The sequence below is a fragment of the Actinomadura geliboluensis genome (assembly GCF_043197915.1).
Taxonomy (GTDB): Bacteria; Actinomycetota; Actinomycetes; order Streptosporangiales; family Streptosporangiaceae; genus Spirillospora; species Spirillospora geliboluensis.
This window is the reverse complement of record NZ_JBICUA010000011.1, coordinates 136,803-159,162: the sequence shown is the minus strand read 5'-3', so window position 1 is coordinate 159,162 and position 22,360 is coordinate 136,803. Positions and strand designations below refer to the sequence as shown.

Annotated in this window: 20 protein-coding genes; 14 read left to right on the top strand and 6 right to left on the bottom strand. The window is 74.3% G+C overall.

Annotation, left to right across the window (positions count from 1 at the left end; all coding sequences use genetic code 11):
- The gene (locus tag ACGFI1_RS32165; protein WP_386865577.1) at positions 1-375 is read right to left on the bottom strand and encodes a hypothetical protein; all 375 of its coding nucleotides are present in this window, start codon (positions 373-375) and stop codon (positions 1-3) included.
- A 212-nt stretch (positions 376-587) separates the two neighbouring features.
- Here ACGFI1_RS32165 and nirB point away from each other — a divergent pair, with 212 nt between their 5' ends.
- The 7 genes from nirB to ACGFI1_RS32130 all read left to right on the top strand — a co-directional run bounded on the left by nirB (position 588) and on the right by ACGFI1_RS32130 (position 8,608).
- The gene (nirB, locus tag ACGFI1_RS32160; RefSeq protein ID WP_392790860.1) at positions 588-3,101 is read left to right on the top strand and encodes a nitrite reductase large subunit NirB; all 2,514 of its coding nucleotides are present in this window, start codon (positions 588-590) and stop codon (positions 3,099-3,101) included.
- Positions 3,098-4,576, top strand: coding sequence for an FAD-dependent oxidoreductase (locus tag ACGFI1_RS32155; RefSeq protein ID WP_301176295.1), 1,479 nt, complete (start codon positions 3,098-3,100; stop codon positions 4,574-4,576). Before nirB ends, ACGFI1_RS32155 begins: the two co-directional genes overlap by 4 nt.
- An 83-nt stretch (positions 4,577-4,659) precedes the next feature.
- Positions 4,660-6,090 carry an MFS transporter gene (locus tag ACGFI1_RS32150; protein ID WP_392790857.1) on the top strand — a complete coding sequence of 477 codons (1,431 nt, stop codon included), beginning with the start codon at positions 4,660-4,662 and terminating at the stop codon, positions 6,088-6,090.
- A 16-nt stretch (positions 6,091-6,106) separates the two neighbouring features.
- On the top strand, positions 6,107-6,700 hold the full coding sequence (locus tag ACGFI1_RS32145; protein WP_392790854.1) for a TetR/AcrR family transcriptional regulator: 594 nt from the start codon (positions 6,107-6,109) through the stop codon (positions 6,698-6,700).
- Positions 6,701-6,710: 10 nt separating this feature from the next.
- Entirely contained in the window at positions 6,711-7,568 is an 858-nt protein-coding gene (locus ACGFI1_RS32140; RefSeq protein WP_392790851.1) for an amidohydrolase family protein, read from the top strand.
- Positions 7,569-7,609: 41 nt separating this feature from the next.
- On the top strand, positions 7,610-7,903 hold the full coding sequence (locus ACGFI1_RS32135) for a DUF2470 domain-containing protein (RefSeq protein ID WP_138640368.1): 294 nt from the start codon (positions 7,610-7,612) through the stop codon (positions 7,901-7,903).
- A 48-nt stretch (positions 7,904-7,951) separates the two neighbouring features.
- On the top strand, positions 7,952-8,608 hold the full coding sequence (locus ACGFI1_RS32130; RefSeq protein WP_392790849.1) for a biliverdin-producing heme oxygenase: 657 nt from the start codon (positions 7,952-7,954) through the stop codon (positions 8,606-8,608).
- 59 nt (positions 8,609-8,667) lie between these two features.
- Here ACGFI1_RS32130 and ACGFI1_RS32125 read toward each other — a convergent pair whose 3' ends face one another.
- From ACGFI1_RS32125 to ACGFI1_RS32115, 3 genes are all read right to left on the bottom strand, one after another.
- Complete coding sequence (locus ACGFI1_RS32125; protein ID WP_138640370.1) at positions 8,668-10,086, bottom strand: RNB domain-containing ribonuclease; 1,419 nt, start codon at positions 10,084-10,086, stop codon at positions 8,668-8,670.
- A gap of 41 nt (positions 10,087-10,127) precedes the next feature.
- Positions 10,128-10,850 (bottom strand): Crp/Fnr family transcriptional regulator, encoded by a 723-nt coding sequence (locus ACGFI1_RS32120; RefSeq protein WP_392790846.1) that lies wholly within the window; start codon positions 10,848-10,850, stop codon positions 10,128-10,130.
- 231 nt (positions 10,851-11,081) lie between these two features.
- On the bottom strand, positions 11,082-12,002 hold the full coding sequence (locus tag ACGFI1_RS32115) for a 5'-3' exonuclease (protein ID WP_392790843.1): 921 nt from the start codon (positions 12,000-12,002) through the stop codon (positions 11,082-11,084).
- A 96-nt stretch (positions 12,003-12,098) separates the two neighbouring features.
- On the opposite strand from ACGFI1_RS32115, the gene ACGFI1_RS32110 reads away from it, so the two are divergent.
- The 5 genes from ACGFI1_RS32110 to ACGFI1_RS32090 all read left to right on the top strand — a co-directional run bounded on the left by ACGFI1_RS32110 (position 12,099) and on the right by ACGFI1_RS32090 (position 18,355).
- Positions 12,099-13,205 carry a M24 family metallopeptidase gene (locus ACGFI1_RS32110; protein WP_386865594.1) on the top strand — a complete coding sequence of 369 codons (1,107 nt, stop codon included), beginning with the start codon at positions 12,099-12,101 and terminating at the stop codon, positions 13,203-13,205.
- A 249-nt stretch (positions 13,206-13,454) separates the two neighbouring features.
- A complete protein-coding gene (locus ACGFI1_RS32105) occupies positions 13,455-14,684 on the top strand; it encodes an ABC transporter ATP-binding protein (RefSeq protein ID WP_138638679.1) in 1,230 nt (409 codons plus the stop codon).
- Complete coding sequence (locus tag ACGFI1_RS32100; RefSeq protein ID WP_138638680.1) at positions 14,681-16,003, top strand: ABC transporter substrate-binding protein; 1,323 nt, start codon at positions 14,681-14,683, stop codon at positions 16,001-16,003. The genes ACGFI1_RS32105 and ACGFI1_RS32100 overlap by 4 nt, the downstream gene beginning before the upstream one ends.
- Before the next feature lie 37 nt (positions 16,004-16,040).
- Complete coding sequence (locus ACGFI1_RS32095) at positions 16,041-17,429, top strand: carbohydrate ABC transporter permease (protein WP_138638681.1); 1,389 nt, start codon at positions 16,041-16,043, stop codon at positions 17,427-17,429.
- Entirely contained in the window at positions 17,426-18,355 is a 930-nt protein-coding gene (locus tag ACGFI1_RS32090; protein ID WP_392734945.1) for a carbohydrate ABC transporter permease, read from the top strand. The genes ACGFI1_RS32095 and ACGFI1_RS32090 overlap by 4 nt, the downstream gene beginning before the upstream one ends.
- Positions 18,356-18,427: 72 nt before the next feature.
- Here the strand turns inward: ACGFI1_RS32090 and ACGFI1_RS32085 are convergent, their stop codons facing one another.
- Positions 18,428-19,666: an ABC transporter ATP-binding protein gene (locus ACGFI1_RS32085; protein ID WP_138638683.1), complete on the bottom strand. Its 1,239-nt coding sequence runs from the start codon at positions 19,664-19,666 to the stop codon at positions 18,428-18,430.
- 149 nt (positions 19,667-19,815) lie between these two features.
- Between ACGFI1_RS32085 and ACGFI1_RS32080 the strand changes: the two genes are divergently transcribed.
- Positions 19,816-20,832: a LacI family DNA-binding transcriptional regulator gene (locus ACGFI1_RS32080; RefSeq protein ID WP_392790840.1), complete on the top strand. Its 1,017-nt coding sequence runs from the start codon at positions 19,816-19,818 to the stop codon at positions 20,830-20,832.
- A 101-nt stretch (positions 20,833-20,933) separates the two neighbouring features.
- The gene (locus ACGFI1_RS32075; protein ID WP_392734942.1) at positions 20,934-21,374 is read left to right on the top strand and encodes an Lrp/AsnC family transcriptional regulator; all 441 of its coding nucleotides are present in this window, start codon (positions 20,934-20,936) and stop codon (positions 21,372-21,374) included.
- 58 nt (positions 21,375-21,432) lie between these two features.
- Here ACGFI1_RS32075 and ACGFI1_RS32070 read toward each other — a convergent pair whose 3' ends face one another.
- Positions 21,433-22,338 (bottom strand): TIGR03619 family F420-dependent LLM class oxidoreductase, encoded by a 906-nt coding sequence (locus ACGFI1_RS32070; RefSeq protein WP_386865605.1) that lies wholly within the window; start codon positions 22,336-22,338, stop codon positions 21,433-21,435.
- Positions 22,339-22,360: the final 22 nt, after the last annotated feature.

Here is a 22,360-nt window from a genome sequence, read left to right as displayed (position 1 = left end):
TCAGCCGCCGTCGCCGGTGTGCGGGTTCTCCAGCTGGAAGAAGTTGCTCTGCGAACCGTCCTTCTTGTGCTCCTGGTAGATGAAGTTCAGCTCGCGCTCGTCGAACGTGCGGAACCAGTCGTCCCAGGAGATGTGCTCCAGGTTCTCGCCGCCGTAGCCGGGGAAGTCGAACAGCAGCCGGCCCGGCCGGCCGCCGTAGTCGCTGCCCGGCACGGTCGACGGCTCGGCGCCGCGCTCCTCCGCCCAGTGGCGGATCGCCTCGTGGTCGGTGGTGACCAGGCTCTTGCCGGCCCGCTCCTCGTGCTCGCGCGCCGAGCCGACCTCCTGCTCGTAGCGGTGCTCGCCCTGCACCGGACGGTGCTGCGACTCGCCCATCGCGGTACCCCTTCTCCGCGGACGGTTCTGGCCTGTCCGTCCGTCCTACCCGCCCATACGTGGCCTAACGGGCGGACCTGCGGCGGCCGCGCTCGGGGGAACGGAGCCGGACGGGCCTCCACTGCCGGGCCCGGGCGAGGTGAGCTCCAGTTAACGTGCGGGTGACACCGGTGATCTCTCCGGGAAATAAGGGCCGCCGAGCATCGGGGTTCATGGGAGCCGACAGCACATCGGACAGGCGGCTGGTCGTGGCCGGGCACGGGCCGGCCGCGCACCGCCTCGTAGAGGCCCTGCGCGCGCGCGACGCCGCGGGGACCTGGACCATCACCGTCATCGGCGAGGAGCCCCGGAGCGCCTACGACCGGGTCGCGCTGACGACGTACCTGGAGGGCGCCGACCTCGCGTTCCCGGCGCACGGCGGCGAGGTCGCCGTCCGCACCGGCGAGCGCGTCACCGCGATCGACCGCGCCGCCCGCACCGTCACGACCTCCGCCGGGGACGCCGTCCCCTACGACGCGCTCGTCCTGGCCACCGGGTCGGCGCCGTTCGTGCCGCCGGTCCAGGGCGCGGACCTGCCCGGCGTGTTCGTGTACCGCACGATCGACGACCTCGACGCGATCCGCGCCTACGCGCGGGGCAGGGGCAGCGGCGCCGTCGTCGGCGGCGGCCTCCTCGGCCTGGAGGCGGCCCGCGCCCTGCAGGGCCTCGGGCTGCGCGCCGGCGTGGTGGAGGTCGCGCCGTGGCTGATGCCGCGCCAGCTCGACGAGGGCGGCGGCGCGATGCTGCGCCGCCACATCGAGGGCCTCGGCCTGAGCGTCCGCACCGGCGTCCCGATCCGGGCGCTGGAGCCGGGGGAGGACGGGGCCGTCCGCCGCGTCGTCCTCGACGACGGCACCGCGGTCGAGGCGGAGGTCGTGGTGTTCTCCGCCGGCGTCCGGCCGCGCGACGAGCTGGCCCGCGGCTGCGGCCTGCCGGTGGGGGAGCGCGGCGGCGTCGCGGTGGACGAGGCCTGCCGCACCGAGGACCCCGCCATCTGGGCGATCGGCGAGTGCGCCCTCGTCGGCGGCGCGGCCGGCGGCACCGTCTACGGGCTGGTCGGGCCGTGCTTCTCCATGGCCGAGGTCGTCGCCGACCGGCTCCTGTCGGACGCCAGCACCGCCGTGTTCGAGGGCGCCGACACGTCCACGAAGCTGAAGCTGATGGGCGTCGACGTCGCCAGCTTCGGCGACCCGTCCGCCGGGCCCGAGCGGGGCGCGCTCGGCGTCACCTACACCGACCCCGTCGCGGGCGTCTACAAGAAGCTCGTCGTCAGCGACGATGCGCAGACCCTGCTCGGCGGCGTCCTCGTCGGCGACGCCGAATCCTACGGCACGCTGCGCGCCCTCGTCGGCGGGAGTCTGCCGGGCGCGCCCGAGCAGATGCTGTTCGGCGGGACCGAGACCGCCGGCGGCGACCTGCCCGGCGCGGCCGTCATCTGCTCCTGCAACAACGTCACCGCCGAGGGCATCCGCTGCGCGATCTCCGAGCACTCCCTCACCGACGTGCCCGGCGTCAAGGACTGCACCCGCGCCGGGACGAGCTGCGGCAGCTGCGTCCCGCTGGTGAAGCGCATCCTGGACGCCGAGCTGACCGCCGCCGGGATCGAGGTCAGCCGGGCGATCTGCGAGCACTTCGCCTACAGCCGCGCCGAGCTGTTCGACATCGTCCGCGCCGGGCGGGTCACCAGCTTCACCCAGCTCGTGGAGGAGCACGGGACGGGCCGGGGCTGCGACATCTGCAAGCCCGCCGTGGCGTCCATCCTCGCCAGCCTCGGCAACGGCCACATCCTGGAGGGCGAGCAGGCCGCGCTGCAGGACACCAACGACCACTTCCTGGCCAACCTGCAGAAGAACGGCACCTACTCGGTCGTGCCGCGCGTCCCCGGCGGCGAGATCACCCCCGACAGGCTCATCGTGATCGGCGAGGTCGCCCGCGACTTCGGCCTCTACACCAAGATCACCGGCGGGCAGCGGATCGACCTGTTCGGCGCCCGCGTCGAGCAGCTCCCGGAGATCTGGCGGCGGCTCGTGGACGCCGGGTTCGAGTCCGGCCACGCCTACGGCAAGGCGCTGCGGACGGTGAAGTCGTGCGTCGGGTCCACCTGGTGCCGGTACGGCGTCCAGGACTCGGCCGCCATGGCGATCCGCCTCGAACTGCGGTACCGGGGGCTGCGCGCCCCGCACAAGCTGAAGTCGGCGGTGTCGGGCTGCGCCCGCGAGTGCGCCGAGGCGCAGAGCAAGGACTTCGGCGTCATCGCCACCGAGAACGGCTGGAACCTCTACCTCGCCGGGAACGGCGGCATGCGGCCGAGGCACGCCGACCTGTTCGCCACCGACCTCACCGACGCGGAGCTGCTCCGCTACATCGACCGGTTCCTGATGTTCTACATCCGCACCGCCGACCGGCTGCAGCGGACCGCGACGTGGCTGGAGTCCCTCGACGGCGGCCTGGACTACCTCCGCGAGGTCATCGTGGACGACCGGCTCGGCATCTGCGCCGAACTCGACGCCGCGATGGAGCGCCACGTCGCGTCCTACACCGACGAATGGCGCGGCACCCTCGACGACCCCGAGCGGCTCCGCCGGTTCGTGTCCTTCGTCAACGCCCCGCGCACCCCCGACCCGAGCATCGCGTTCGAGGTCGAGCGCGACCAGATCAAGCCGCTCCCGCTGGAGGTGAAGCGATGACCGCGCGGACCCGGGACGGCGAACGCGTCGTCGTGGTCGGCAACGGGATGGCCGGGTCGCGGCTCGTCGGCGAGCTGCGCGCCCGCGACCCCGCCGTCCCGATCACGGTGTTCGGCGCCGAGACCCAGGCCCCCTACAACCGGGTGCTGCTGTCGAACGTCCTCGCCGGGGTGACGCGGCCCGATCACATCGGCCTGGTCGACGCCGCCTGGTACGCCGCCCACGGCGTCGACGCCCGGCTCGGCGTCGAGGCCGTCCGCGTCGACCGCGCCGCGAGGACCGTGCACGCCTCCGACGGCACCGCCACCCGCTACGGGACGCTGGTCCTCGCGACCGGCAGCACCGCGTTCGTCCCGCCGATGCCGGGCCTGCGCGACGGCCTGCCCGAGGGCGCGCAGGTGTTCCGCACGCTGGACGACTGCCGCCGCATCACCGAGCTGGCCGCGTCGGCGCGCCGCGCGGTCGTGATCGGCGGCGGGCTGCTCGGCATCGAGGCCGCGCGCGGGCTCGCCGGCCGGGGCCTGGAGGTCACCGTCCTGCACCTGGCCGGGCACCTCATGGAGCGCCAGCTCGACCCCGCCGCCGGGAGGGTCCTGGCCCGGACCCTCGCCGCGCTCGGCATCGGGACGCGGCTGCAGGCCGACGTCACCGGCCTGCGCACCGCCGGCGGCGCCGTCACCGGGGTCGAGCTGGCCCGGCCCGGCGGCGGCACCGAGACCCTCGCCACCGACCTGGTCATCCTGTCCTGCGGGGTGCGGCCCGAGGTAGGCCTCGCCCGCGCCGCCGGGCTCGCGGTCGGGCGCGCCGTGCTCGTGGACGACGAGCTGCGCTCGGTCACCGACCCGTCCGTCCGCGCCATCGGCGAGTGCGCCGAGCACCGCGACGAGGTGTACGGGCTGGTCGCGCCCGCCTGGGAGCAGGCCGGGGTGCTCGCCGGGCTGCTCGCCGGCACCGAGCCCGCCGCCCGCTTCACCGGCGCCCGGCAGATCACCCGGCTGAAGGCCGCCGGGATCGAGCTGGCCTCGATGGGGGAGACCCACTTCGGCGACGACGACGAGGACGTGGAGGTCGTCCGGTTCACCGACGCCGCCCGCGGCACCTACAAGAAGGCGGTGATCCGGGACGGCCGGCTGATCGGCGCGATCCTGCTCGGCGAGACCTCCGCCGCCGGGACCCTCACCCGGCTCTACGACCGCGCCGCGCCGCTGCCCGCAGAGCGCCTCGGGCTGCTGTTCCCCGGCATGTCCGCGGCGGCGGAGGCCGAGTCGCCGGTGCGGATGCCGGACGCCGCCACCGTCTGCCAGTGCAACAACGTCAGCAAGGGGGAGATCCGCGCCTGCTGGCAGGCCGGCGCCCGCACCGCCGCCGGCGTGGCGCGCGCGACCCGCGCCGGGACGGGCTGCGGCGGCTGCAAGGACGCCGTCGAGGGGATCCTCGGCTGGCTCGACGGGCAGGAGTCCGCCGACGTCGCCTAAATAACTCGAACAGAACTGTTCAAGTTCTGTGCGATCCGGGCTACCCTAACTCGAACAACGATGTTCGAGTTAGGGGTCTTCCCATGCACACCTCCTCCGCGGCGCCGCCGCACCACGAGCCGTCCGGCGCCGGGCTTCCGCGCCGCCGGTGGGCGCTCGTCCTGCTCTGCCTCGCCCAGTTCATGCTCATCGTCGACCTCACCGTGGTGAACGTCGCCCTGCCGTCCATCGCCGCCGACCTCTCCCTCGGGCGCGGCGCGCAGACCTGGGTCGTCACCGCCTACTCGCTGTGCTTCGGCGGCCTGCTCCTGCTCGGCGGACGCCTCGCCGACACCCTCGGACGGCGGCGCGCGTTCCTCATCGGGCTCGCGCTGTTCACCGCCGCCTCGCTGCTGTCCGGGCTCGCCTGGGACGCCGGGACGCTCATCGGCGCGCGCGCCGCGCAGGGCGTGGGCGCCGCCCTGCTGTCCCCGGCCGCGCTGGCGATCGTCACGACCTCCTTCCACGGGCCCGAGCGCACCCGCGCGCTCGGCGTGTGGGCCGCCATCGGCGGCACCGGCGCCGCCGCCGGGGTGCTGCTCGGCGGCCTGCTGACCAGCGGACCCGGCTGGGAGTGGGTGTTCTACGTCAACGTCCCGGCCGGGCTGGCGGTGCTGGCCGCGCTGCCCCGCGTCGTCCCGGCCGCCGCCCCGGCCCGCCGGCCCCTCGACCTCGCCGGTGCCGCGACCGTCACGCTCGCCGCCGCCGCGCTCATCTACGGGCTCGTCAAGGCGGGCGAGCGGGGCTGGGGGAGCGGTCAGGCGCTCGTCCCGCTCGCGGGCGCCGCCGTCCTCGCCGCCGCCTTCCTCCTGGTCGAGCGGTCCGTGCCGACGCCCCTCGTCCCGCCCGGCCTGCTGCGCCGCCGCACCATCGCCGCCGGCAACCTGCTGATGCTCGCCGCGTCCGGCCTGCTGCTGTCCGGGTTCTTCCTCATCTCCCAGTACCTGCAGAACCTGCTGGACTACTCCGCGGTGAAGACCGGGCTGGTGTTCCTGCCCGTCGCGCTCGCCACCATCGCCGGCGCGCACGCCGCGTCCACCCTCACCGGACGGGCCGGACCGCGCCCCGTCGCCGGCGCGGGCTTCGCGCTCGCCGCCGCGGGCGCGTTCCTGCTCTCCCGGCTCCCGGCCGACGGGAGCGCCCTCACCGGCGTGCTGCCGGGGTTCGTGCTGCTGGCCGCCGGGCTCGGCGCCGCGTTCGTCTGCGCGACGGCCACGGCGATGAACGGCGTCTCCCACGACGAGGCGGGGCTGGCGTCCGGCGTCGTCAGCACCGGGCACGAGATCGGCGGCGCGCTCGGCATCGCCCTCGCGACCGCGCTCGCCGGGGCCAGCGTCGGCGGGCAGGCCGTGGACGGGTTCCACACCGCGTTCGCGGCGTTCACGGCGGTGGGCGCCGCCACCGCCGTCCTCGCCCTGCTGCTCGTCCGCGCCGGGCGGCCGGACCCGGGCGACGGCCCGGTGTTCGCCCACTGAGCCCTACCCTGGCCCCATGCCCGCGACCACCCGCCGCCGCGCCGACGCCGAACGCAACATCGAGGCCATCCTGGACGCCGCCCTGCGGTGCTTCGCCCGCGACCCCGGCGCCAGCATGACCGAGATCGCCAAGGCCGCCGGCGTCGGCCGGGTCACCCTGTACGGGCACTTCGCCTCCCGCGAGGACCTGCTCGAGGCGCTGTTCACCCGGTCGCTGGCCGACGCCGGCGCCGCGCTGGACGCCGCCGACCTCGGCGCCGGCCCCGCCGACCAGGCCCTCGCCCGCGCGGTCCGCTCGTCCTGGGGGGTCCTGGACCGGTACCGCACGCTGCTCGCCGCCGGGCTGCGGATCCTCGGCCCCGCCGGGGTCCGCGCCCGGCACGGCGACGTCCTCGCCCGCGTCGAGGACGTCATCGAGCGCGGCCGCGCCGAGGGCGCCTTCGGCACCGCCGTCCCCGCGGGCTGGCAGGCGGGCGTCGTGTACGCGCTCATGCACGCCGCCGCCGAGGAGGTCGACGGCGGCCGGCTGGCCGCCGACGAGGCCGCCGACGCCCTCGTCACCACGGTCATGGGCGCCCTCGCCGCCGGGACGGGCCCCGGCGGCAGGTAGGCTCCGCCGCATGCTCGACGGACGTCCGCTGATCGACGCGCACGTGCACACCGCCCGCCTCCCGACCCTGCCGCCGGCGTGGCGGCGCTGGGCCGAGGAGTTCGGCGCCTCCCACCCCTGGCAGGACCTCTACGGCGCCGACGGCGCCCTCGTCCCCGAGCGCGTCGACGCCTACTTCGAGGGCGAGGGCGTCGACATCGCCCTGCTGCTGTGCGAGTACAGCCCGCGGACCACCGGCACCCAGCCCATCGAGGACCTGGAGCCCCTGCTCAAGTACAACCCGCGCCGCTTCAAGCCGATCGCCAACGTCAACCCGCACCTGCACTACCCGATCGACGCCGAGGTCGCCCGGCAGCTGGAGTTCGGCGCCGCCGCGCTGAAGCTGCACCCGGTGCACGGCGCGTTCAGCGTCGCCGACCCCGAGCTGTACCCCGCCTACCAGGTCTGCCGCGACGCGGGCGTGCCCGTCGTCGTCCACTGCGGCACCAGCTCGTTCCCCGGCTCCGCCAACCGGTACGCCGACCCCACGCCCATCGACGACGTCCTGCGGCTGTTCCCCGGCCTGACGTTCGTGCTCGCGCACGGCGGCCGGGGCTGGTGGTACGACGCCGCCGCGTTCCTCGCGCTGTCGCGCGAGGAGGTGTGGATCGAGCTGTCCGGGCTGCCGCCGCGCCGGCTCCCCGAGTACTACGCCCGGCACGACCTGCGCCGCCTGGCCCGCAAGTTCGTCTTCGGCACCGACTGGCCCGGCGTCCCCGGCGTCGCCCGCAACGCCCGCGCCCTCGCCGGGCTCGGCCTCGACGAGGAGACCCTCGGCCTCGTCCTCGGCGGCAACGCCCTGCGCGTCTACAAGGGCCTGGCCCTCTAGTCTGTCCGTTTCAGCCCCTACCTGCGGGAAAGGACCATTTCATGACCGACCCCGGGCCGTTCACCGAGGACGTCGTCGGCCAGATCATGCGGCACATGAACGACGACCACGCCGACGACTGCCTCACCATCTGCCGGGCGCTCGGCGGCCGCCCCGGGGCCACCGCGGCCCGCATGACCGGGCTGGACGCCGACGGGATCGAGTTCGCCGTCACCGACGGCGGGGTGGAGCAGCCCGTCCGGATCCCGTTCACCGAGCGGCTCACCGAGCGGCCCCAGGTGCGGCACGAGGTCGTCCGGATGACCGAGGAGGCCCGCGCCGCGCTGAGCGGCTGACGCCCGGCGGCTGGACGTTCCCGACGCCCTGTCGGTAAAGTAGCCGACATGGCGTCGGAAAACGAGCTGTTCTCCGCGCGGCTGCGCGCCGCGACCTGGGACGACCACGGCGACAACGAGGGCTCGGCCTACATGAGCGCGCTGGCCGAGGGGCGCCTCGGCCGCGACGAGTACGCGGTCCTGGTCGCGCAGCTGCACCCGGTCTACGACCTGCTGGAGGAGGCCGCCGACCGGATGGCGGCCGACCCCGTCGTCGGCCGGTTCGACCTCCCCGGCCTGCGCCGCCGCGACGCGCTCGAGGCCGACCTCGGCTACTTCTACGGGCCCCGCTGGCGCGCCCGCATCGAACCGAACACGGCCACCGAGCGGTACTGCGCCCGGCTGCGCGAGGTCTGCTTCGACTGGCCCGGCGGGTTCGTGGCCCACCACTACACCCGCTACCTGGGCGACCTGTCCGGCGGGCAGTACATCGGCCGCCAGGTCCGCCGCACCCTCGACCTCGCCGCCGGCGAGGACGGCGTCCGCTTCTACCGCTTCCCCGGCAAGCCCAAGTCCTACAAGGACCGCTACCGCGAGCTGCTCGACACCGCGCCCTGGGACGCCGCCGAGCAGGAGGCCGTCATCGGCGAGGTCAAGGCCGCCTACCGGCTCAACGCCGCCGTCACCGCCGAACTCGGCGAGCGGCTCCGGCTCAGCGCCGCCTGACCCCGGCGCCGGCCCACCCCGCGCGGGCTCACCCCGTGCTGGCTCACTCCGGCGCGGGCTCACTCCGTCCGGGAGAAGCGGACCCGGCGCCGCGCCGGGTCCGCCTCCTCCAGCCGCACCTTGACCTGCTCGCCGAGCGGCAGGTCCGCGCCCTCGCAGCGGCCGAACACCGGCGGCGCCACCAGCTGCACCCGGCCGCCCGACCGGTCGGCGCTCACGTCCACCACCACCGCGTCGAACACCTCCCCGACGTGCTCGCGCAGCAGCAGCGCCTCGACGAGGTCGACGCAGGCGTGGTCGACGTCCGCGGCCCGCCGCAGCGCCCGCTGCATCGCCTCCGGCAGCCGCGGCAGCGCCTCCCGCACCCACCCCGGCACGGGGCGCCCCGCCGCCAGGGCCAGGCACACCTCGGTCGCGTACCGGTCCGCCAGCCGCCGGATCGGCGCGGTGACGTGCGCGTACGGGGCGGCCACCGCGGCGTGCGCCGCCTGCCCCGGCGCCGCGCCGTCGAACGCGGTGTAGCCGGCGCCGCGCATCAGCCCCGCCGCGTCGTGCAGAAACGCCGCGTGCCGCGGCACGGCCGGGTCGAGGGCGCGGACGATGTCGCCGTAGGAGGCGTCCGCCGGCCAGGCGACCCCGAGCGCCCGCGCCGCCAGCCGCAGCCGCGCCACCGCCTCGGCGGGCGCGGGCGGCATCGTGCGCAGCAGCCCCACCCCGCCCGCCAGCATCAGCCGCGCCGCCGCCCGGCCGGTCAGCAGCGAGATCTGCGCGTTCCACGCCTCGGTCGCCAGGTCCCCGCGCAGCTTCAGCGCCCACCCGCCGTCCGCGTGCGCGACCTCCTGCTCCGGCAGCGGCAGGCTCACCCCGCCGCGCGCCGCCTCCGCCGCGATGAGCCGCTCGCCGACCTCGCCGAGCAGCGCGATCCGCGGATCGCCGTCGTCGTGGCGCGCGGTCGCGTAGTCGAGCCGGGCGCGGCTGCGCACGACGGCGCGCCGCACGTCCACCCCGGTGATCCGCCCGGCGGCGTCGACGTCGATCGTCCACGCGACGGCCGGGCGGTCCCGGCCCGGCAGCAGGCTCGCGGTCCCCTCCGACAGCCGCCGCGGATGCAGCGGCGCGTTCGCGTCCGGCAGGTAGAGGGTGACGCCCCGGGCGTGCGCCTCGGCGTCCAGCGCGCCGCCGGGCCGCACGAACCCGGCCACGTCCGCGATCGCGTACCGCACCCGGTGCCCGGACCCGCGCCGCTCCAGGTGCATCGCCTGGTCCAGGTCCAGCGAGCCCGGCGGGTCGAGGGTGAAGAACGGCACCTCGCGCAGGTCGGCGCGGCCGTCCGGGGGAGCCGCGGCCCGTGCGGCCTCCGCGAGGGCCGCGGGCGGGAACGGGCCGGGCACCGAGAACTCGGCGCGGATCCGGTCCAGTCCCGCGCGGACCTCGGCGTCGGCCTCGGCGGTGCGGAGTCGCAGCGGTCGGCGCGGCACAGCACGAGCGTACGGGACGAAAAGCCCGGATCGTTAGGAATCTACAATGTAAAGGCGCCGTCCGCGAAAGCCCGCAGCCCCCGCGGGTCCAGCACCGTGATCCGGCGCCGGCCGGTGCGCACCAGCCCAGCGTCCCGCAGCACCGCCAGCGCCCGCGCGACCGTCTCCCGGGAGGCGTCCATCCAGCTGCCGAGCTCCTCCTGCGACAGCGGCGGCCCGATCGGGACCGCCGCGCCGGCGCCCGCCGCGCCCTGCCGCGCCGACATCTCCGCGAGGTCCGCCAGCAGGATCGCCAGCCGCCGCGGGCCCTGCGCCGACACGTGCGCCTGCAGCCGCCGGCCCGCGTCGTCCAGGCGCCGCACGAACGTGCCGCTGACCAGCATCCACACCCCGGGATGGGCGTCCAGGAACGCGGTGAACCGCGCCGCCGGCACCAGCAGCGCCCGCACCTGGTCGAGCGCCTGCACCGTTGCCGACCGCTCCCGCCGCCCGAGCACCGCGCTCTCGCACACCAGGTCGCCGGGGCCGCGCACCGCCAGCACCACCGCGTGCCCGTCCGCGCTGGACGCCACGACCTTCGCCCACCCCGACTCGATGACGATGATGTGGTCGGAGTCGTCGCCCTGGTAGCACAGCGGCGCCCGCGCCCGGTAGACCCGCGACCGGCCGGCCTCCCGCAGCGCCGCGCGCTCCCGGCCGTCCAGCGCGTCCCAGAACCGCCCGCCGCGCGCCTCGGCCCGCTCGCTCACCGCCCGCCCGCTCACCGCGCATCCGCCCCCGCGCACGCCCGGGTGAACCGGCACCCCCGGCACATGGGGGGAGTGGGGCGGTGAGGCCCAGTGCCGCGGGTACCGGTCGTCTGCATGCGCCCATGACAACCCGTCACCGTCTCGCATGCTGCACGCCGCGGAACGCCGTGTCTGCGTCTTATGACACTTTTGCCGAAACTTGCAGCGAAACCCCGCCCGTGCCGTCGCGGGGGGCCTCCAGGTGTGTCAGCGGGAGAGGGCGTTCAGGAGGCGGTTGACGGGGCTGCCGAGGTTCCAGCGGTCGGCGAGCTCCACCAGGGCCTCGGCGTCGCGGGGCTCGGCGGGGAGGCGGTCGTCCAGGGCCGCCAGCTCCGGGGCGTCGATGTCGGTGACCACCCGCACCACCGTCTCGGCGGCGGCCAGGTACTCGCGGGCCGCCTCCATGCGGCGGCGGGCGCCCGCCGGGAAGCCCGCGTCGGTGCCCGCGTCCAGCGCGGCGAGGATGCCGTCGACCGAGCCGAAGCGGGTGACCAGCGCGGCGGCCGTCTTGTCGCCGACGCCGGGCACCCCCGGCAGGCCGTCGCTGGGGTCGCCGCGCAGCGTCGCGTAGTCGCCGTAGCCGCGGCCCGGGATTCCGTACTTGGCCGCGACCTCCTTCTCGCCCATCACCTGCAGGTTCCGGATGCCGCGCGCGGTGTAGAGGACGGCGACCGGGCCGGTGTCGTCGACGAGCTGGAACAGGTCGCGGTCGCCGGTGACGATGTCGACCGGCCCCGCGGCCGCGCCGCGCACCGCGAGCGTGCCGATCACGTCGTCGGCCTCGTAGCCGGCGACGCCCACCCGGGCCAGGCCGACCGCGTCCAGCACCGCGTCGATCACCGGGAGCTGCTCCTCCAGCGCGTCCGGGGTCTGGTCGCCGCCGTCGTCGGCCACCCGGTGCGCCTTGTAGGACGGCAGCGCCGCCACCCGGAACGCCGGCCGCCAGTCGGCGTCCATGCAGCAGACCAGGCGGTCCGGCGCGCGGTCCTGGACGAGGCGCGCGATCATGTCGATCAGCCCGCGCACCGCGTTCACCGGCGTCCCGTCCGGCGCCGTCACCGACTCGGGCACCCCGTAGAAGGCGCGGAAGTACAGCGACGGCGTGTCCAGCAGCATCAACCCGCTCATGGCGCCATGCTCCCACGCGGGTCCGACGCTCCGCCGCTCCGCCGCTCCTGGGATCCTGGTACCGCCATCGGACAGGACCTGAGAATGGAGACGGGTGTGACAACGGAGTTGTATCCGCCGGAGCGCATCGGCCGGGTGCGGGAGGCGACGGCGAAGGCGGGCCTCGGCGCCGTGCTGCTGACCCCCGGCCCCGACCTGCGCTACGTCACCGGCTACGAGGCGCTGCAGCTGGAGCGCCTCACGTGCCTCGCGGTGCCCGCCGAGGGGGAGCCGTTCCTGGTCGTCCCCCGGCTCGAGCTGCCCGCCGCGCAGGAGTCCCCGGTCGGGGCGCTCGGCGTCGAGCTGGTGCCGTGGGACGAGACCGACGACCCGTACGCGCTGACCGCGGCCCGGCTGCCGAAGGCGGGGAAGATCGGCGTCGCCGACCGGATGTGGGCGGTCATGGCGCTGCGGTTCCGCGCCGCGCTGCCCGGCGCCGAGCAGGTCGCGGCCGGGCCGGTGCTGCGCGAGCTGCGGATGCGCAAGTCCGCCGCCGAGGTCGCGGCGCTGCGCGAGGCCGGCGCCGCGATCGACCGCGTGCACCGCCTCGTGCCCGGCCTGCTCAAGGCCGGCCGCACCGAGCGGGAGGTCGGCCGCGACATCGCCGACGCGATCATCGCCGAGGGCCACGCCCGCGTCGACTTCGTCATCGTCGGGTCCGGCCCGAACGGCGCGAACCCGCACGCGGAGCTGTCGGACCGCGTGATCCGGCCCGGCGAGCCCGTCGTCGTCGACATCGGCGGGACGATGCCGAGCGGCTACTGCTCGGACTCCACCCGCAACTACTGCGTCGGGGAGCCGCCCGCCGACTACCGCGCCTACTACGCGGTGCTGGAGGAGGCGCAGCGCGCGTCGTGCGAGGCCGTCCGGCCGGGCGCGACGCCCGAGGCGGTGGACGCGGCGGGCCGCGACATCATCGCCGCGGCCGGGCACGGCGAGCACTTCTTCCACCGCACCGGCCACGGCATCGGCCTGGAGTCGCACGAGGACCCCTACATCGTCGCCGGGAACCGGGAGCCGCTGGAGCCGGGCATGGCGTTCTCCATCGAGCCGGGCATCTACCCCGGCCCGCACGGCGCCCGCATCGAGGACATCGTCGTGTGCACCGAGGACGGCTACGAGCCGATGAACGTCACCGAGCGGGGCCTGGTGGTCGTGGACTGACCCTGTCGCGGCGCGACGGGAGGCGAGGGTGCGGACGGGTTTGCGTCCGCACCCTCGCGGTGTTTCGGACAGGGCGAAACGCACCGTAAAACGGGTCGGTAACGATCTCTGCACCAAAACCATCAGCGAAGCGCCGTGCGTATTGCGGCCGGGGTGGTCGGCCCTGTACCACCTAGATGCATTGTTACGCGGGGGTAAATCGGGTTTCTCCCCCTTGCCGGAGCCGTGCCGTGAAGAAGAGGAGACGCCGTGGCAGAGGTCGACCTGACCAGCGTCGGGAAGGTCTATCCCGACGGCACCCGGGCCGTCACCGACCTGAACCTCCACATCGCCGACGGGGAGTTCCTCGTGCTCGTCGGCCCCTCGGGCTGCGGCAAGACCACCGCGCTGCGGATGGTCGCCGGGCTCGAGGACATCTCCGAGGGCGAGGTGACGATCGGGGGCCGCGTCGTCAACCGCGTCCCCGCCCGCGACCGCGACGTCGCGATGGTGTTCCAGAGCTACGCGCTCTACCCGCACCTGTCGGTGCGCGACAACATCGGCTTCGGGCTGTCGCTGCGCAAGCTGCCGAAGGCCGAGATCCGGGAGAAGGTCGACCGGGCCGCCGAGATCCTCGGCCTCACCGACCACCTGTCGCGCAAGCCCCGCAACCTGTCGGGCGGGCAGCGGCAGCGCGTCGCGATGGGCCGCGCGATCGTCCGCGAGCCGCAGGCGTTCCTGATGGACGAGCCGCTGTCCAACCTCGACGCCAAGCTCCGCGTCCAGATGCGCGCCGAGATCGCCCGCATCCAGCGCGACCTCGGCGTCACCACGATCTACGTCACCCACGACCAGACCGAGGCGATGACGCTCGGCGACCGCGTCGCGGTGATGAAGAAGGGCGAGCTGCAGCAGGTCGCGCCGCCGCAGGAGCTCTACGACCGGCCGGCCAACCTGTTCGTCGCCGGCTTCATCGGCTCGCCCGCCATGAACCTGGTCCAGGGCACGCTGTCCGGGGACGCGGCGAACCCGCGCCTGGAGATCGGCGGCCAGACCCTGGCGCTGCCGGCCGAGGTGCTGACCGAGCGCCCGGCCCTGGCGTCCCGCCTCGGGAGCGACGTCGTCGTCGGCATCCGCCCCGAGGATATGGAGGACTCCGAGCTCGTGGAGGCGCCCGCGGGGTCCGGGCTCACCTCCACCGCCGACCTCGTCGAGGCGATGGGCTCGGACGTGCTGGTCCACTTCGCGATCGAGGCGTCCCAGGTCGTCACCGAGGACACCAGGGAACTCGCCCGCGACGCGGGGACCGACGTGCTGGGGCACCTGGAGAGCCCCCGCACGGACCTGGTCGCGCGGTTCAGCCCGCGCACCCGCGTGAAGGTGGGCGACCCGGTGACGATCCGCGTCGACACCGGCCGCCTGCATTTCTTCGATATCGAGTCCGGCGCGGCGATCTGGGGATCGGACGCCGCCGGTCCGTCCAGGGAGGATGAAGAATGAGGGTCAGCAGAATGATGGGAGCCGCCGTCGCGGCGGGTCTGCTCCTGTCGTCGGCAGCCGCGTGCGGCGGCGACGACGACGGCGGCAGCGACGGCTCCACCCCCGCCGGCGGGGGAGCGCTCAAGGGCACCACGATCGAGGTGGCCGCCAAGTGGACCGGCGCGGAGGAGACCAACTTCCGCAAGGTGCTGCAGGCGTTCGAGCAGAAGACCGGGGCGAAGGTCAACTACGCCTCCACCGGTGAGAACACCGACGCCTACCTCGGCCCGCGCATCGAGGCCGGCAACCCGCCGGACGTGGCGATCCTGCCGCAGCCCGGCCTGATGCAGCAGTACGCGCAGAAGGGCTCGCTGAAGCCGCTCTCCGCCGACGTCGTCACCGAGGTCGGCAACAACTTCGCGCCGTACTGGAAGGAGCTCGGCTCCTCCGGCGGCAAGACCTACGGCGTGATGGTCAAGGCCGCCTACAAGTCGATCCTGTGGTACCGGCCGGACGCGTTCTCCGAGGCCGGCGTGCAGCCGCCCGCGGCGTGGGCCGACCTGGTCAAGGCGTCCGGCACGCTGCAGGACGCGGGCAGCACCCCGTTCACCCTCGCCGCCGGCCCGCAGGACTCCTGGACGCTCACCGACTGGTTCGAGAACGTCTACCTGTCGCAGGCGGGCCCGGAGAACTACGACAAGCTCGCCAAGCACGAGATCAAGTGGACCGACCCGACGGTCGGCAAGGCGCTGGAGACCCTCGCGCAGATCTGGGGCAAGGCCGACTACCTCAACGGCGGCGTCGCCGCGGCGACCAAGACCAAGTTCGACGAGTCGGTCACCCAGGTCTTCGGCCAGCAGAAGGCCGCGATGGTCTACGGCGGCGACTTCGCCGCCGCGAACATCGCCACCACCAAGGCCAAGGTCGGCACCGACGCCAAGGTGTTCGCCTTCCCGAAGGCCGGCGACACCGCCCCGGCGATCCTCGGCGGCGACGTCGCGGTCGCGCTGAAGGACGGCAAGGGCGCGCAGGAGCTGATGAAGTTCCTCGCCTCCCCGGAGGCCGGCAAGGTCTGGGCCGGGCTCGGCGGCTACCTGACGCCGAACAAGAACGTCCCGCCGGACGCCTACTCCGACCCGATCGCCAAGCAGCTGATCGGCCAGCTCCAGCAGTCCGGCGACGCCGCCCGCTACGACATGTCCGACCTGGCGCCCGCCGCGTTCGGCGCGACGCCCGGCAAGGGCGAGTGGGAGGCGCTGCGCCAGTTCGTGATGAAGCCGACCGACGTCAAGGGCACGCAGGCCAAGCTGGAGGCCGAGGCCGCCAAGGCGTACAAGTGACGCGCACGCGTAGGGCCGACAAGTAGGGGACCCCTGGATGAAGGCTCGCAATGAGGAGGTGCCGCCGGCCGCGACGGCCGGCGGCGCCGCCGCCGTCGACGTACCGGCCGCCCGGCGGCCCGGCGCCCGCCGGGGACGCGAGCGGCTGACCCCGCCGTCCTGGCTCGCCCTGACGTTCCTGCTGCCGGCGCTGCTGCTGCTCGGCTTCCTGGTCGTCTACCCGATCGTCTACTCGGTGATCCGGAGCTTCTTCGACGCCTCGGGCGACTCGTTCGTCGGCGTCGACAACTACACCGGGGTCTTCCAGGGGCACGACAACCTCGTCGCGGTCCGCAACACCGCGATCTGGGTGGTGGTGGCCCCGACCATCGTCACCATCATCGGCCTGGTGTTCGCCGTGCTCACCGAGCGGATCCGGTGGGCGACGGTGTTCAAGCTCGTGGTGTTCATGCCGATGGCGATCTCCTTCCTCGCCTCCGGTGTGATCTTCCGGCTGGTGTACCAGATGGACCCCGACAAGGGCGTCGCGAACGCGGCGCTCGTCGCGATCCACGACACCTTCGCGCAGGGCACGACCTACCCTGGCGCCGGTCCGCGCAGCGGCGGCGACGCGCCCGTCCGCGCGGAGGGCGGCGGGGTCGTCACCGTGAACTCCTACCAGGCCGGGCAGAGCGCGCTCGTCCCGCTGCTGAAGGTCAAGCAGGAGTACCTGCCGAAGGATGCCGAGCCTGCCGCGCAGCCGCCCGCCGCGAAGCCGGGGCAGCTGACCGGGACGGTCTGGTTCGACTTCACCCGCGGCGGCGGCGGGCAGCAGAACACCCCCAACGCGGGGGAGTCGGGCCTGCCCGGCATCAAGGTCGAGGCGGTGAAGGACGGCAAGGTGGTCGCCAAGGCCACCACGGAGGCCGACGGCACCTTCACGATGAAGGACGTCCCCGACGGGACGTACACGGTGCGGCTGCCCAAGGACAACTTCACCGGCGCCTACCGCGGCGCCGAATGGCTCGGCAGCACCCTCATCACCCCCGCGATCATCGGGTCGTACCTGTGGGTGTGGTCCGGGTTCGCGATGGTGCTGATCGCCGCCGGGCTCGCCGCGATCCCCCGCGACGCGCTGGAGGCGGCCCGGGTGGACGGCGCCACCGAATGGCAGGTGTTCCGGCGGGTGACGATCCCGCTGCTCGCGCCCGTCCTGATGGTGGTGCTGGTGACGCTGGTGATCAACGTCCTGAAGGTCTTCGACCTCGTCTTCATCATCGGCGGCGGGGATCCGAACGCCAGCGTGCTGGCGCTGCAGATGTGGACGGTGTCGTTCGGCGGGGGCGGCGACCAGGGCGCCGGCAGCGCGATCGCCGTGCTGCTGTTCCTGCTGGTGCTGCCCGCCATGCTGTTCAACGTCCGGCGACTGCGGCAGGAGCGCAAATGAGCACCGCGGTGGAACCCACGAAGGCGCCGGCGGAGGGCGGCGGCGCGGCGGGCGCGCCGCGGCGCGGCATCGCCGCCCGGATCGTCGGCCGGATCGGCGGCGGCGTCGCGCAGACGCTGCTGGTGCTGATCGCGCTGTTCTGGCTCGTCCCGACGCTCGGGCTGCTGGTGGCGTCGCTGCGCTCCAACGAGGACAACAGCGCCGACGGCTGGTGGAACGTGTTCGCCAAGCCGACGCAGCTGACGATGGAGTCCTACAGCGCGCTGCTGGACAAGGGCGACTTCGTCGACTCGTTCTGGAACACGGTGCTGATCACCGTCCCGGCGACGCTGCTGGTGGTGGTGATCGCCTCGCTGGCCGCCTACGCGTTCGCGTGGATGGAGTTCCCCGGGCGCGACTGGCTGTTCATCATCGTGGTGGCGCTGCTGGTGGTGCCGGTCCAGGTCGCGCTGATCCCGGTCGCCAAGCTGTACGGGGCGATCGAGTTCGGCGGGTTCCAGATGTTCGGGTCGGTCACCGGCGTGGTGCTGTTCCACGTCGCGTTCGGGCTGCCGTTCGCGATCTTCCTGCTCCGCAACTTCTTCGCCGCGATCCCCCGCGACCTGCTGGAGGCGGCGCGGATGGACGGCGGCTCGGAGTGGACGATCTTCCGGCGGGTGATCTTCCCGCTGGGCGGCCCGGCGATCGCCTCGCTCGGCATCTTCCAGTTCCTGTGGGTGTGGAACGACCTGCTGGTCGCGCTGGTGTTCGCCGACACCGAGTCGCAGCCGATGACCAAGTGGCTGCAGTCTCAGATGCGGCAGTTCACCGGCAACATCGACATCCTCGCGCCGGGTGCGTTCCTGTCGCTGATCGTCCCGCTGGCGGTGTTCTTCGCCTTCCAGCGGTACTTCGTGCAGGGCGTCCTCGCGGGCTCGGTGAAATAGCCCCCGACGGAACACGACGACGCCCCCCGGCCCGCGCGGGCCGGGGGGCGTCGCCGTGTCCGGGGCCGGGTGTTACTTGCGCAGGTCCGCTGCGCCGTGCCGCGCCGCCGCGTCCGGGTGGCCGATCGCCAGGCCGCTGGACGGGTCGAAGAAGTGCAGCCGGCGGGTGTCGACGGCGAGCTGCACGTCCTGGCCCGGCCGCACGTGCGAGCGGGAGTTGACGCGCGCCGTCCACAGCGCCTTGTTGTCGACCAGCGGGATCGCCATGTCTCCGTCGGCCTCGGCGTCCTCGGCGAGGTCGGCGGTGTCCTTGTGCTCGACCGGCGGGGCGTCGATGGTGAAGATGACGTTGATCTCGCTGCCCAGCTCCTCGGTGACGCTGCTGCGCACCGGCATCGGCGCCCACTCGGGGTTGGCGTGCGCGGCGTCCTCGAAGTCGGACGGGCGGATGCCGAGGATGACCTTGCGGCCGAGGTAGTCCTGCAGGCCCGGCTTGTCGTTCAGCACCGACGCCGGCACCGGCAGCGTGTACCCGGCGAAGGAGACCCGCGCGCCGCCGTCGCCGGTGCCGAGGTCGGCGAGGACGAAGTTCATCGCGGGCGACCCGATGAACCCGGCGACGAACAGGTTGACGGGGCTGTCGAACAGCCGCTGCGGGGTGTCGACCTGCTGCAGCACGCCCTCGCGCAGCACGCACACCCGCGTCCCGAGCGTCATGGCCTCGATCTGGTCGTGGGTGACGTACACGGTGGTGACGCCGAGCCGCTCGTGCAGCTGGCTGAGGGAGGCGCGCATGGACACGCGGAGCTTGGCGTCCAGGTTCGACAGCGGCTCGTCCATCAGGAACGCCTGCGGCTCCCGGACGATCGCGCGGCCCATCGCGACGCGCTGCCGCTGGCCGCCCGACAGCGCGGCGGGCTTGCGGGACAGGAACTGCTCCAGGCCGAGCATCTTGGCGGCGTCGCGGACCTTGGCCTTGATCTCCGCCTTCGGGGTGCCGCGCAGCTTGAGGCCGAACGCCAGGTTCTGCTCGACGGTCATGTGCGGGTAGAGCGCGTAGTTCTGGAAGACCATCGCGATGTCGCGGTCCTTGGGGGCGAGGTCGTTGACGACCTGGTCGCCGATGGAGATCTTCCCGCCGCTGATCTCCTCCAGCCCGGCGATCATCCGCAGCGCGGTGGACTTGCCGCAGCCGGACGGGCCGACGAGGACCATGAACTCCCCGTCCCGGATCTCCAGGTCGAGCCCGTCCACGGCCTTGACGCCGCCGCTGTACACCTTGTCGACCCGGTCCAGCACGATCTTGGCCATCGGATCCCTTTCATGGAAACGTTTCCATTACCCCCTGCCGAACAGGGGTTTTACATCACTGGAAGGAGTAAACATCATGGAATCGTTTCCATGGGAGCGCCGCACCGGATAAGATCATCGAAAACCGGCGAATCGGGAGGTGGCGGGCGGTGCGCCAGGGTCCGGCGACGATCAAGGACGTGGCCGCGGCGGCGGGCGTCGGCATCGCGACCGTGTCGCGGGTGTTCTCCGGCGGCTCGGTGAGCGCGGCCACCCGGGAGCGGGTGCTGGCCGCCGCGGGCGAGCTGGACTACCGCCCGAGCGCCCTCGGCCGCGGCCTGAAGCTGCGCCGCAGCGGCGGCATCGGGCTGATCGTCCCGGACGTCACCGACCCGTTCCGCGCCGAGCTGGTCGCCGGGGTGCTGGCGTGCGCCCGCAGCCTCGGCGAGCACGTCATCGTCGACGCCGCGCACGGCGACCCCTCACGCGAGGCCGAGATCGTGGAGCGGCTCGTCGCGCAGCGCGTGGACGGGATCATCGCGGTGCCCGCCGGGACCGAGGCCGACTGGCGGGGCGCCGCCCGGGTGTGCTCCAGCGTCGTGTTCGCCGACCGGGTGCTGCCCGGCATGGCCGACGTCCCGGCCGTGCTCGCCGACGACGCGGGCGGCGTCCGGTCCCTCACCGATTACCTCGCCGGGCTCGGGCACCGGCGCATCGGCTTCCTCGGCGGCGCCCCCGGCACGCCCGCCGGGGTGCGCGAGCGCGCGTTCCGCGACACCCTCGCCCAGCTCGGCGTCCCGGTGGAGGAGGACCTGGTCGTCGCCGCCCGCCCGGCCCGCGACGCCGCCTACGCAGCCGCGGCCGGGCTGCTGCAGCGCCGCGCCGACGTCACCGCTGTCCTGGCCGCCGGGCACCTGCTCGGCGAGGCGGCCGTGCTGGTCGCCCGCGAGCTGGACCTGCGGGTCCCCGCCGACGTGTCGATCGCGATGGTGGACGACGTGGCGTGGGCGGAGCTGTGCGACCCGCCGCTGACCGCCGTCGCGCGCCCCGGCCACGACATCGGCTACCGCGCCTGCGAGCTGCTGCTGCGCGAGCCCGCCCGGCGGGGCAGGGGCGGCCCGGTGCTGCTGCCGACCGAGCTGGTGGTGCGCGGCAGCTGCGGCCCGCTGCGGCCCGCGCGCCGCTGACGCCCGGCCCGCCCGGCCCCGCGGCCGGAAATCGGCCGATGACGGCCGATCCGTGATCTATGGGGACGCGCGGACGGCCTCCGGCGCGCTAGATTTCCCGGGTGGAGGAGATCGATCGTCAGATCATGGCGCTGCTCGCCGACGACGGGCGGATGAGCTTCACCGACCTGGCCAAGGAGACGGGACTGTCGGTGTCGGCGGTGCACCAGCGGGTGCGGCGGCTGCAGAAGCGCGGCGCGATCCGGGGGTTCGCCGCGCAGCTGGACAGCGGGCAGATCGGGCTGCCGCTGACCGCGTTCGTGTCGATCAAGCCGATCGACCCGGCCGCGCCCGACGACGCCCCCGACCGGCTCGCGCACCTCCAGGCGATCGAGGCGTGCCACTCGGTGGCCGGGGACGAGAGCTACATCCTCAAGGTGCGGGTCGCGTCCCCCAACGAGCTGGAGGACCTGCTCCAGAAGATCCGCGCCGCCGCGAACGTCGCGACCCGGACCACCGTGGTGCTCAGCACCCCGTGGGAGGCGCGCCGCCCGCCCCTCTAGCCCGCCCCTCTAGTCCATTCCTCCGGCCCGCCCCGGCCGGCCCGCTCCGCCCGCGCGCTCAGCCGCGCGGCGCGAAGACCTCCAGGGCCTCCAGGGCGCGGTCGAGGGAGGCGCCCGGGTCGGCGTCGGGGCCGGTCACCTCGGGGTCGAAGTTCAGGTCGACGAACGCCTCGGTGACGCCCTGCGCGGCGAGCGCCTCCAGGTCGGCGGCGATCTCCTCGTAGGAGCCGGTGAGGGGCCGCCGGCCCGCCCGCCCGGCCGGGCGCAGCCGCACCGCGCCCCGGCACACGAACCGCAGCGCGCCCGCGTCCCGCCCCGCCTCCTCGGCGGCCTCCCGGACGATGCCGATGGAGCGGCCGATCACGGCGAGGTCGGCGCGGCTGGAGCTGACCCAGCCGTCGGCGAGCCGCCCGGCGCGCCGCAGCGCCGGCTCGGCGGCGCCGCCCAGCAGCACCGGCAGCGGCGACTGGACGGGCGGCGGCTCCATCACGACCGGCGGGACGTCGTAGAACTCGCCGTGGAACTCGGTCGCGGCGCCGCTCCACAGCCCGCGCAGCACGGCGAGGCACTCCTCCGCGCGGGCGCCGCGCCGCGCCATCGGCGCGCCCGCCGCGGCGAACTCCTCGCGCATCCAGCCGAGCCCGAGGCCGAGGTCGAGCCGGCCGCCGCTGACGCGGTCGAGGGTGGCGGCCTGCTTGGCGAGGACCGGCGGCGCGTAGAACGGCAGGTTGGCGATCGCCACCCCGAGCCGCGCCCGGGCGGTGTGCCCGGCCAGGAAGGCCAGCGTGACGAACGGGTCCGGGACGCCCCGGTAGGTGCGGTCCGCGGACCCGGCGGGGTTGAGGACGCGCTGCAGCGTCCACAGCGAGCGGTAGCCGAGCTCCTCGGCGCGCTGCGCCACCGTCACCTGGTTCGCGGGCGTCGCCCACGCGCCCGACCCCGGCACGGCGAATCCGATCAGCATCCCTCTGCCCTCCCCGGCCGAA